At 56.7% G+C, this 10,204-nt stretch carries 11 protein-coding genes and 1 tRNA gene; 7 read left to right on the top strand and 5 right to left on the bottom strand.

Features of this window, described 5'->3' with window-relative positions:
* Positions 1-47 precede the first annotated feature (47 nt).
* Entirely contained in the window at positions 48-302 is a 255-nt protein-coding gene (locus Q5H33_RS07330; protein ID WP_004219918.1) for a DUF2530 domain-containing protein, read from the bottom strand.
* A gap of 21 nt (positions 303-323) precedes the next feature.
* The gene (gene serC / locus Q5H33_RS07325) at positions 324-1,466 is read right to left on the bottom strand and encodes a phosphoserine transaminase (RefSeq protein WP_004219916.1); all 1,143 of its coding nucleotides are present in this window, start codon (positions 1,464-1,466) and stop codon (positions 324-326) included.
* 182 nt (positions 1,467-1,648) lie between these two features.
* On the opposite strand from serC, the gene Q5H33_RS07320 reads away from it, so the two are divergent.
* The 3 genes from Q5H33_RS07320 to Q5H33_RS07310 all read left to right on the top strand — a co-directional run bounded on the left by Q5H33_RS07320 (position 1,649) and on the right by Q5H33_RS07310 (position 4,665).
* Positions 1,649-2,590, top strand: coding sequence for a CHAP domain-containing protein (locus tag Q5H33_RS07320; protein ID WP_065435521.1), 942 nt, complete (start codon positions 1,649-1,651; stop codon positions 2,588-2,590).
* 235 nt (positions 2,591-2,825) lie between these two features.
* Positions 2,826-3,467, top strand: a complete 642-nt coding sequence (locus tag Q5H33_RS07315) for a C40 family peptidase (RefSeq protein ID WP_226555380.1) — start codon at positions 2,826-2,828, stop codon at positions 3,465-3,467.
* 163 nt (positions 3,468-3,630) lie between these two features.
* Complete coding sequence (locus Q5H33_RS07310) at positions 3,631-4,665, top strand: universal stress protein (protein ID WP_004219911.1); 1,035 nt, start codon at positions 3,631-3,633, stop codon at positions 4,663-4,665.
* Between the two features lie 81 nt (positions 4,666-4,746).
* On the opposite strand, the gene Q5H33_RS07305 is transcribed toward Q5H33_RS07310, so the two are convergent.
* Positions 4,747-5,160, bottom strand: a complete 414-nt coding sequence (locus tag Q5H33_RS07305) for an OsmC family protein (protein ID WP_117611790.1) — start codon at positions 5,158-5,160, stop codon at positions 4,747-4,749.
* 238 nt (positions 5,161-5,398) lie between these two features.
* Between Q5H33_RS07305 and Q5H33_RS07300 the strand changes: the two genes are divergently transcribed.
* From Q5H33_RS07300 to Q5H33_RS07290, 3 genes are read left to right on the top strand one after another with little or no spacing between them, the layout of a single operon-like run.
* Positions 5,399-6,199, top strand: coding sequence for a thymidylate synthase (locus tag Q5H33_RS07300; protein ID WP_171025347.1), 801 nt, complete (start codon positions 5,399-5,401; stop codon positions 6,197-6,199).
* Positions 6,200-6,256: 57 nt separating this feature from the next.
* The gene (locus tag Q5H33_RS07295; protein WP_004219905.1) at positions 6,257-6,922 is read left to right on the top strand and encodes a dihydrofolate reductase; all 666 of its coding nucleotides are present in this window, start codon (positions 6,257-6,259) and stop codon (positions 6,920-6,922) included.
* 4 nt (positions 6,923-6,926) lie between these two features.
* Complete coding sequence (locus tag Q5H33_RS07290) at positions 6,927-7,424, top strand: low molecular weight protein-tyrosine-phosphatase (RefSeq protein WP_033524216.1); 498 nt, start codon at positions 6,927-6,929, stop codon at positions 7,422-7,424.
* Positions 7,425-7,596: 172 nt separating this feature from the next.
* Here the strand turns inward: Q5H33_RS07290 and Q5H33_RS07285 are convergent.
* Positions 7,597-7,670 (bottom strand) — tRNA-Asp (locus tag Q5H33_RS07285).
* Positions 7,671-7,919: 249 nt separating this feature from the next.
* The gene (galE, locus tag Q5H33_RS07280) at positions 7,920-8,930 is read right to left on the bottom strand and encodes a UDP-glucose 4-epimerase GalE (protein ID WP_034880509.1); all 1,011 of its coding nucleotides are present in this window, start codon (positions 8,928-8,930) and stop codon (positions 7,920-7,922) included.
* A 175-nt stretch (positions 8,931-9,105) separates the two neighbouring features.
* Between galE and trmB the strand changes: the two genes are divergently transcribed.
* Positions 9,106-9,999: a tRNA (guanosine(46)-N7)-methyltransferase TrmB gene (trmB, locus tag Q5H33_RS07275; RefSeq protein WP_117793666.1), complete on the top strand. Its 894-nt coding sequence runs from the start codon at positions 9,106-9,108 to the stop codon at positions 9,997-9,999.
* The last annotated feature ends 205 nt before the right edge of the window (positions 10,000-10,204 follow it).

Here is a 10,204-nt window from a genome sequence, read left to right as displayed (position 1 = left end):
AGACGGGCATCATATTTTTTGAGGATTTTTCGGGGGTATATTGCCGATTACTCGCCAAGACGGCGATAATCCCAACGGTCGAAATGCTCCCAAACCAGCATGAGCACGCCGATGACCGTACCCGCTTCGCAGACGGTTTGCGCGCGTTCCGCGTCGATGCCGAATGCGATAAGTACGATGCAGACCACCAAAGCGATGGCCCATAGCGCGGTGCCAAACATGAATACCTTGCGTAGGTCGACGCGCACCGGTTTCGGCGAAGGTTTCCTCACGCTGGGATCAATAATCGGAGCAATCTTCATATCGCCACACCTTACCTTGCATCAGAGATGTTCCACCACGTAGTCGATACAGCGGGTGAGCGCATCCACATCGCTGGGTTCCACGGACGGGAACACGCCGATGCGAAGCTGGTTTCGGCCGAGCTTACGGTATCCGTTGGTGTCCACAATGCCGTTTTCGCGCAATGCCGCCACCACTTGGGATGCATTGATGCCATCGTTGATATCGATGGTGACCACGGCGTTGGAGCGCGCGTTCCTGTCGTTTACGAACGGGGAGGCGTAATCGGACTTCTCCGCCCACTGGTACAGCAGGGACGCAGACCTTGCGCAGCGGGCCGAAGCCCAGGCGAGCCCACCGTTGTCGTTGAGCCAACGAACCTGGTTTTCCAGCATGATCAGCGTTGCCACTGCCGGCGTGTTGAGCGTCTGATCCTTGCGGGAATTCTCGATGGCCGAAGTCAGGGAAAGGAACGGAGGAATCCAGCGGCGTGCGCCCGGAAGATCCACGCTTTTGGCGATGCCGTAGGCGCGTTCGATTGCAGCGGGGGAGAGTACGGCAATCCATAGTCCGCCATCGGATCCGAAAGCTTTTTGCGGCGAGAAATAGTAGGCGTCGGTCTGGCTGATGTCGACCGGCAGCGCGCCGGCGCCACTGGTGGCGTCGATCAGCGTGAGCGCACCCTGCTCCTTGGTGCCTGCGATGCGTTTGATCGGTGCGGCAACGCCGGTGGAAGTCTCATTGTGGGCCCAGCAATAAGTGTCCACGTATTCCGTGAGCTCAGGCAGGCGATATGTTCCCGGCTCTCCTGCGAAAATCTCCGGCTCCTCAAGGAACGGTGCGGATTGCGCTGACTTGGCGAACTTCGAGCTGAATGAGCCGTACGTGCCGAATGCGGCCTTGCGGGTGATCAGCGAGGCGCAGGCGATATCCCAGAACGCGCTGGCTCCGCCGTTGCCCAGCACCACTTCGTAGCCATCGGGAATCTGGAAGAATTCGGACAGTCCTTCGCGGATTGAGCCGACCACCTGCTTGATGGGGGTCTGTCGATGGGAGGTTCCCAGAAGATTACGGGCTCCCTTATCGAGCGCTTGGATTTGCTCCGGGCGGATTTTGGTCGGCCCTGAGCCGAAACGTCCGTCTTCCGGAAGCACGTTGGAAGGAATGGTCACAGTGTTCGTCATGACAACCTAGGGTAGTCAGATGGTCGGATTGTGCGTGGTGATGACCGCTTTTCGGAACCATGACGTGGCGATGATGACTGCGATATCCCGGTGTCGGTGTAGCCTGAGCTTCCGTGACGGTTCTGTAACCACGCGGTCATAAGCCTGCTGTGGTTGAAGTAATCCGCAAGGAGTGTTGATATATGAGGCATGCGGCGCATAAAGCTGCCAAGGTTTCGAATGAGCGTTTCAGCGTTGCCAAGGCGCTGTTCACCTCGAGCCGCGGTTCCCACACCGCCAAGGCCGTTCGTATGGTCCAGCTGGCAAATGGTGGGGGTGCCGTTGTAGGTCTTGAGCCTGCGGTTGCCGAAAAGCTGAATGAAGTGGCTCCGATGAGCCGCCGCGCCATGCGTGAAGCCGCTCGTGCGGCCGGTCGTCGCTCCGCATTCATGGCTTCCGCATCGCTGGCCGCGCTGGTCGGCACCGCGGCCACTGCCATGGCGGTCGGCCAGCAGAATGCGTCTGAAATGACTTTTGCCGACAATGCCGCCACTACCACGCAGATGAAGCGTGTCTCCGACGATGCGGCATCCCGTTCCGAGTCCCGTAGCGATCTAGACGCTCTGGCCTCCACCAGCAATAGCGGTGATTGGCAGCTTGGCGAAACCAGTTCCTCCATGGACACGAATCTTCTGTCAAAGTCCATTGCCGACAATCCCAATGTCGCCGTTCTCATGGATCAGGACGCCGGTCTTCTTCCTTCGGGCTTCAATCCGAACCACGGCACCGGTGATACCGGCAATGACTATCCATACGGTCAGTGCACATGGTGGGCGTATACCCGTCGTGCACAGCTTGGCCTGCCTGCCGGAAGCCATTTTGGTGATGCGCGGAGTTGGGGTGATTCCGCTCGCGCTCTCGGCTATTGGGTTGACAATACGGCACGTCACGTTGGCGATATTGTGGTATTCGCTCCAGGCCAAATGGGCGCGGACAGCTATTACGGGCATGTCGCGATTGTCGAAGGAGTGAATGCCGACGGTTCGATTAAGATTTCGGAATCCAACGTCAAGGGTCTTGGCGTGATTTCCGATCGTACGTTCACTGCGCAGGAAGCTTCGCAGTTGACATATATCCATTACTGATTTCTCTGTTTTCGTTAATCTGCGCTTGCCGTCACTTTTTGGCGTAGCGTGATTGCGTCGGCGTGTCGCGTGATATGACACTGTTCTGGTTATCTTGCTGTTCTGCTGCGGGGGAACGTGTATGGTAGCTTCAGACACGATGAATATTGCTAAACGTTTCACGAGTATCTTCGCCGTTGTTGCTGTATCTGCCTTGTTGGGTGCGGCGGTTCCCGCCGCAAGCGCAGGCGGTGCTATGGCTGATACCACGGTAACCGCTACACGTTCTTTCCCGAAGACCACCGCGGCTAAGCGTGATTTTCTCGCCGAGCACACATCCACGGATGTTGAATCTAACGCCGATTGGGGTGGCATCGAAAGCTTGGATGTTCCCCAGACCGAGTCTCAGGCGGAAAAGGACCAGAAGGCTCAGGAGCAGGCTGAGGCCGAAGCTCAAGCACAGGCGGCCCAAGCTCAGGCACAGGCTGAATCTCAGGCTGCCAGTCGTTCTTCCGATCGTGCTTCCATCAGCGTTCCTACGGCTCCCGCGAGTGCCACTGGGCAGGCTCTGGCCGACTACGCTCTGCAGTTCCAAGGCTATCCTTACGTGGCCGGAGGCAATACTCCGTCCGGCTGGGATTGCTCTGGTTTCGTACAGTGGGTGTTCGCCCAGTTCGGGGTAAGCCTGCCGCATTATTCTGGTGCCCAGATGAGCGTTGGAACGGCAGTTGGAAGCATTGCCGAAGCAGCTCCTGGGGATATCATCGTCAATACTCAGCATGCCGCGATCTATATTGGCAACGGCATGGTGATCAACGCGCTGAATCCGGCTCAGGGAACGCAGGTCACTTCGCTGGCCGTATTCTCAGGTGGCTATGCGATTCGTCGTGTGCTCTGAGTGAACATACGGTTTGATTTTTTTAAGGCGTATCCTTTCGGGGATACGCCTTTTTGTATGGAAAAGACCGAGTCGTTACTGACAAAACCGCATGTCGCGCGGTATGGTGGAGCCTAGAGGCGACGCATGGTCGCGTTGCCGAGGTGATTCAAGGAGGTCGTCCATGATTAACGACAAGGCAATCCTCGTTGGTGTTGATGGATCCCACGCCAGCTATAAGGCCACTTGGTGGGCTGCGAACTATGCGAAGCATGCGGGACTGACGCTGCAGATCGTATGCGCATACTCGTTGCCGAGCTATGCCGCTGTTTCCTTCGACGCGACATACACCGCCATGGGGGATGACAATGCGGCCCATAGCGACGCGCAGGAGATTCTTTCGAAGGCCAAGGCCATCGCCGACGAGCAGGGTGTTGAGGCTACCACGCTTATTGTTACGGGCGATCCGGCTTCCGTATTCGTGGAACTGTCTCGTAACTACAATCTCATCGTCATCGGCAATCGCGGCAAAGGCGGTCTGGCGGAACGTCTGCTGGGCACGACCAGCTCCAGTCTGCCGGCGTATGCATACTGCCCGATCGTAGTGGTGCCGTACACTGACGATGACGGCAATCTGATGCACTTGAACAACACCATCACCAAGGTGGCCGTCGGCTCCGACGAATCCAAGTGGGGTTTGAAGGCGCTGGAGATCGCGGCGAATTTCGCCGCCGCATGGGATGCCGAGCTGGATGTTATTTCCGCGGTGCCGAACATGAAGGGTTCCGACGACGAAGGTGTGATGGCCTCGTTCAAGGATGATCTGGAAGTGCGTATCAAGCCGCTTGAGGAAGCCCATCCGGATTTGAAGATCAACAAGCAGATCGTGCCTGGCCCGGCGGTTGGCGCGCTGACCAAGGCCAGCTATGATCACGACGTCGTCGTGGTCGGTTCCCGTGGTCGCGGCGGCTTCACTGGCCTGCTGCTCGGCTCCACCAGCCAGGGCTTGCTGCAGCACGCGGTCGGCCCGGTGTATGTGGTGCCCCGCAAGTATGTCGAGGCTGCGGAAACCCGTCTTGACACGGTTCCGAGCTCGCCGGCGGAAGTCAAGCCGAAGGCTCTTGACGATATCAAGGGTGTCGAGGAGGTGCCGGTTTCCAAGGCCGAGCCGGATGTGGTCGAAGCCATCGAAACCAAGATCGATCCCGATCGTCAGTAAATTCAACAGGTACATATAAAAAGGCGATTGCAACACTGCGAAAAGCGTTGCAATCGCCTTTTTTTTTAAAAAAAGAAAACGTCAGTGCTTGATGGTGACGTCCATGCGGACCGGAGTCTTCTCCACGTACGTATGCTTCACCGTGCAGCCCTTGTCGATATGACGAGTGACGCGTTCCTTAAGCTTTGCCGCATCCTCATCGCTCAGACCGGCGTCGGTGGCGTCGATGACCACCTGTTCGTCGAAACCGATGTATGCGTCATTGTCGGCGTCATAGGTGCCGTCCACAACGATTTTCGCGCCCTTGCCCTCGCCCAGCGTATGCTCGACGGCGAACTGGCTTGACAGTGCGGCGCAACCGGCCAGCGCGATCTTCATCAGGTCGCCCGGCGTGAACTGTCCACGACCCTTGCCGAACTTGATATGCGCGCCATCCTCGCCGAAAGCATCCCAAGAACCGTCTTTGTTACGCTCGACCCACAGTCTTTTGCCCATGGTGAACTCCTCATCGTCTTGCCGGGAGCGCCGTTCGCTCCTCGCCTACATACCTAATGTAATCCATTGATGCCTGTTCGCTAGGAGGCATTCCGAAAAGCGTAAACAATCAACGCGCGGGTGGCATATGCTTGACCTGCCGTTCTGTACTGTTAAGCTTGCAACCATGGCTTTGACACCTGAACAACTTGCAGATATCCGTACCCGTATTCCGGCACGCCCGGAAACCGACATTCCCATGCCATATGAAGACCTTGTGCGCAAGATCCTGACGGAAGGCACGTTGAAGTCCGATCGTACGGGCACTGGTACCGTCAGTCTGTTCGGCCAGCAGATGCGATTCGACCTGAGCGAGTATTTTCCGCTGCTCACGACGAAGACGGTGTTTTTCAAGGGACTTGCCTATGAGTTGCTGTGGTTCCTGAAAGGTTCCACGAACGTGCGTTGGCTGCAGGAGCGCAATGTGCATATTTGGGACGAATGGGCCGATGAGAACGGCGATTTGGGTCCCGTATATGGCGCGCAGTGGCGTAGCTGGCCGGCGCCCACGCCCGATGATCCGAACCGTACCATCGATCAGATCAGCAATGTGCTTGATCTTGTCGAGAATCACCCGGATTCTCGTCGTATGGTCGTGTCCGCTTGGAATCCTGCCGAAGTGGAGAATATGGCGTTGCCGCCATGCCACGCGCTCTTCCAGTTCTACGTGGCGGATGGCAAACTTTCGTGCCAGCTATATCAGCGTTCCTGCGACATGTTCCTCGGCGTACCGTTCAATATCGCATCCTATTCGCTGTTGACGTTGATGATCGCTCAGCAGGCGGGACTGCAGCCGGGGGAGTTCGTGTGGACGGGTGGCGACTGCCACGTGTACGACAATCACATCGACCAGGTGTTGGAGCAGTTGAGCCGCGATCCATACCCGTATCCGCAGATCCGTATTAACAAAGCCGATTCGCTGTTCGATTACGATTACAGTGATTTTGAAATCGTCGGCTACCAGCACCATCCAACCATCAAGGCGCCGGTGGCGGTCTGAGAGTCGTCGCCAGACGTTAGACTACTGACCCTAGTTCGACTGCAAGGAGTGAGTGAAATGGAGCATGACAGTAGCCGCAGTGGCTATCACGAACCCGAGCCCGGACTTGCCGGGCTTGAGGACGAGGAGGATTGGGGCGATGATTTCCCCAAGACGTTCTCGGTGAATCTGATTTGGGCGCAGGCCTGTGACAAGGAAGGTCATGACGGCGCCATCGGATTCGAGGGTGGCATGCCATGGCATCTGCCCGAGGATATGAGGCGTTTCAAGGAGCTTACCGTCTCGCATCCGGTCATTATGGGGCGTAAGACGTGGGAGTCCCTGAGCCCGAAGTATCGTCCGCTGCCGAATCGCGACAATATCGTGGTTTCGCGTGATCCGGCTTACACTGCGCCGGGAGCGACCGTGGTCGACAGTCTGGATGATGCGCTTGATCTGGCACGACAGGAAGCCATTCCGGATGACGGTCTTGACCGCAGCGAAATCTGGATTATCGGTGGCGGCCAGCTGTTCCGTGAGGCCATGCCATTTGCGGACAAGGCGTATGTGACGCAGATCAGCATGCATGCCGATGCCGATACCTACGCGCCCGACGTGAAGTCGCTGGTGGAATCCGGCGCTTGGAAGGTGCTTGAAGAGGGCGTGTGGCAGAACACGCGGAAGGGTTCCGGAGATATCGCCGGATTCCGTTTCATGACGTATGCGAAGAATCGCGAGGAGTAACCGTATGTATACCGTGATGACCGTGTGTACCGGCAATATCTGCCGTTCTCCCATGGCCGAAATCATTCTGCGCACTGAATTCGAGCGTCGTGGCCTTGCCGACAAGGTCAACGTCGAGTCCAGTGGCGTGAGCGACGAAGAGTATGGCAATCCGATCGATCGTCGTGCCGTCAAGGTGCTCCGTGAGCGTGGATATGAGCTGCCGGCACATCATTTCGCCCATCGCATCACCCGCGATGAGATCGAGCGTACCGACCTGTTTCTGCCGATGACCGCTTCGCATATGCGTGCGCTACTGCGTCAGCTGCCGCAGGCCAAGCGTGAGAACGTGCATATGTACCGTAGTTTCGATCCGAATCTTGCCAAGCCTGTCGCAGGCTACGAAAGTGAGATTGATTTGGTCGATCCTTGGTATGGCGGCGCCCGCGAATTCGAAGTGGCGATTGACCAGATTGAGGAAGTGGCCCCGTTCATCGTTGATTGGGTTGAGCGGCAGCTCTGACGATTGCATACGATTTTTCCGTCGAAAAGCCCGGTTCGCAAGAGCCGGGCTTTCTTGTATCCGTATGATTTCAATGATTTCGAAAGATCTTAAGAAATCGCAAGAGATTGCAAAAGTAATATTGCGCAATTGATGTAAATCAGAGAAAAATAGAAATGAAAAATAAAAAAAGCGACCCCGGCCGGACTTGAACCGGTGACCTCCGCCGTGACAGGGCGGCGCTCTAACCAACTGAGCTACGGGGCCGTTGTTTCAGCCTTGCGACTGGCAACAGATAGATATATTACGGCAAAGTCGCTATCGTGCAAATTTCGGCGTGTCATCGATGAATATTCGTATGAATTGCTGAAAGAAAGTATTTGCTTAAACTGCGGCAGTAGTAGGGAAGAAAAGCAACGGCCGGTCGCATATGAGGGGAAAACTTCTCATATGCGACCGGCCGTTACCGTTGCGGTGCCGTGTTGTCGCTCACGACACTACGAATTGCTGGTGGAATCAGTCGGTCTGTTTCCAGGTCTCGACGTCGATGTGGTGTTCCGGATTGGCCTGCCATGCATCCCAAGCGGACTTCACGATGTCTTCGACGTTGTACTGTGCGTGCCAGCCCATCTCTTCGTTGATGCGCTTCGGGGAGCCGATCAGGTGCGGCGGATCGCCTGCGCGACGGGCCATGACGGTCTCTTCGAACGGCAGGCCGGTGACCTTCTTGACCTCATCGACGATCTGACGCACGGAGGTGCCTTCGCCGGTGCCGACGTTGAAGGCGTCGTACTTGCGTTCATCGCGGTCCAGATACTTCAGGGCGGCGATGTGGGCGTCGGCCAGATCGGAGACGTGGATGTAGTCGCGCACGCAGGTGCCATCCGGAGTCGGGTAGTCGTCGCCGAAGATCGCAGGGGCCTTGCCCTTCTTCAGACGGTCGAACAGCATCGGGATGAGGTTCAGGATTGCCGGATCCTCAAGCTCGACCGGGCCGCAACCGGCCACGTTGAAGTAGCGCAGGCCGCAGAAGCGAATGCCGTACGGCTCCTCGCAGGCGCGGGCCATCCACTCGCCGAACAGCTTGGTCTGGCCGTACGGGTTGATCGGCAGCATCGGAACGACGTCTTCCGGAACCACGTCGACCGGCGGAACGCCGTAAGTGGCTGCGGAAGAGGAGAAGACGAGCTTCTTGGCGCCGGAGTCGCGCATGCCGATGAGCACGTTGAGCATGCCGTTGATGTTCTGCTGGTAGTACCACAGCGGCTTTTCAACGGATTCGCCGACCTGCTTGCGGGCTGCGAAGTGGATGACGGAATCGACGCCTTCGGCCTTCATGATTTCGGCGAGGCGTTCGCCGGCACCCGGTGCGGCGATATCCATGCCGTACAGGCGGGAGCCTTCGATGCGGGTTGGCTTGCCGTAGCTCAGATCGTCAACGACGACGACCTGTTCGCCGGCCTGGTGAAGAGCGTGGACGACGTGAGCGCCGATGTAGCCGCACCCACCAGTGACGAGAACTGTCATGTTCTGTCCTTTCCTCCAAAATGAGCGTTAAAGCGCTTTGGTTCGAAAAACAAACGTCCAACGAACGTTGTTCACTTTTGCTCTAGTTTGTTACCTTTTGAACAATTTGAGTATAACACATGAACAGGAACGCACATAATCGACCCTTTCCTGCGTTTCCTCTATAAATTAGGGTATGCAAGAAGATGTGAACACGCCGACTGAAAATCAAGTTAACGGCGAAAACGAACAAAACATGTCAAAAACGCAAGATGAACAACGGGCTGATGCTGGCCAGCGTCCTGCCTTGTATGGGCGCAAGGTGTTGTCCTTCGTGCGTCGTTCCGCCAGGCTCGACGCACGCTTGCAGCGTGCATGGGATGCCTATGCAGATACGTATCTGCTGAAAATCAACGCGGGCGAGGGGTCGCTTGATGTGCGAGGCGATCTGGTGTTCGATCGGGCGTATATCGCGGATGTGTGGGGCAATGTCAATCCTCTGATTGTGGAAATCGGTACCGGCCAGGGGGAAAACGTTGTTGCGGCCGCTGCTGAACACCCCGATATGAACTTCCTGGCGCTTGAGGTCTATGATCCGGGCGTGGCGCATACCATGCTGCTCGCAGGCAAGCAAGGCCTGACCAATCTGCGCATCGCGCAGGTCAACGCTCCTGAGCTCTTCAAAGCCGCGGCGGATGGATCGATCGCTGAAGTATGGACCTTCTTCCCTGATCCGTGGCCCAAGATGCGCCACCACAAGCGTCGTATCGTGCAGCCGGAGCTTGCCGGTGAGATTCATCGCACGTTGCGGGATGGGGGAGTGTGGCGTATCGCCACCGACATCGAAGACTATGCATTGCATGTGCATGAGGTGATGGATGGTCTTGAAGGATTCCATAATGACGGCATGCTTACGGTGAGTTTGCCGGTCGAGCATGTTGGCAAGGGAAATGCCGACGAAGCGGCCGGTCTGCGACACGCCGATTTCACCGAATCCGAGCGTTTTTCCGGACGAATTCTCACGAATTTTGAGAAAAAAGGACTTGCTGCCGGTCGTGTGATTCATGACTTCACCTATCGCTGCGTATAGTGCCGGTTGGTCTGTTGTTGAAGTGCTGAAATGGCTTGATTTCAACGATTTTCAGCACTTTGGCAACGGGTTGATGGCGATTTTGCGACGCTGCGACACGCCGAGATTTGCATGTTCTGAGGATTCGCGTATAGTTAAGCGAGTTGTCAAGCGGAAACGCTGAAAGCGCCCCCTTCGTCTAACGGTTAGGACACCAGACTTTCAA

Source organism: uncultured Bifidobacterium sp., from assembly GCF_959020145.1.
GTDB lineage: Bacteria > Actinomycetota > Actinomycetes > Actinomycetales > Bifidobacteriaceae > Bifidobacterium.
The sequence above is the reverse complement of the archived record's forward strand: the minus strand, read 5'-3'. Positions and strand labels throughout refer to the sequence as shown.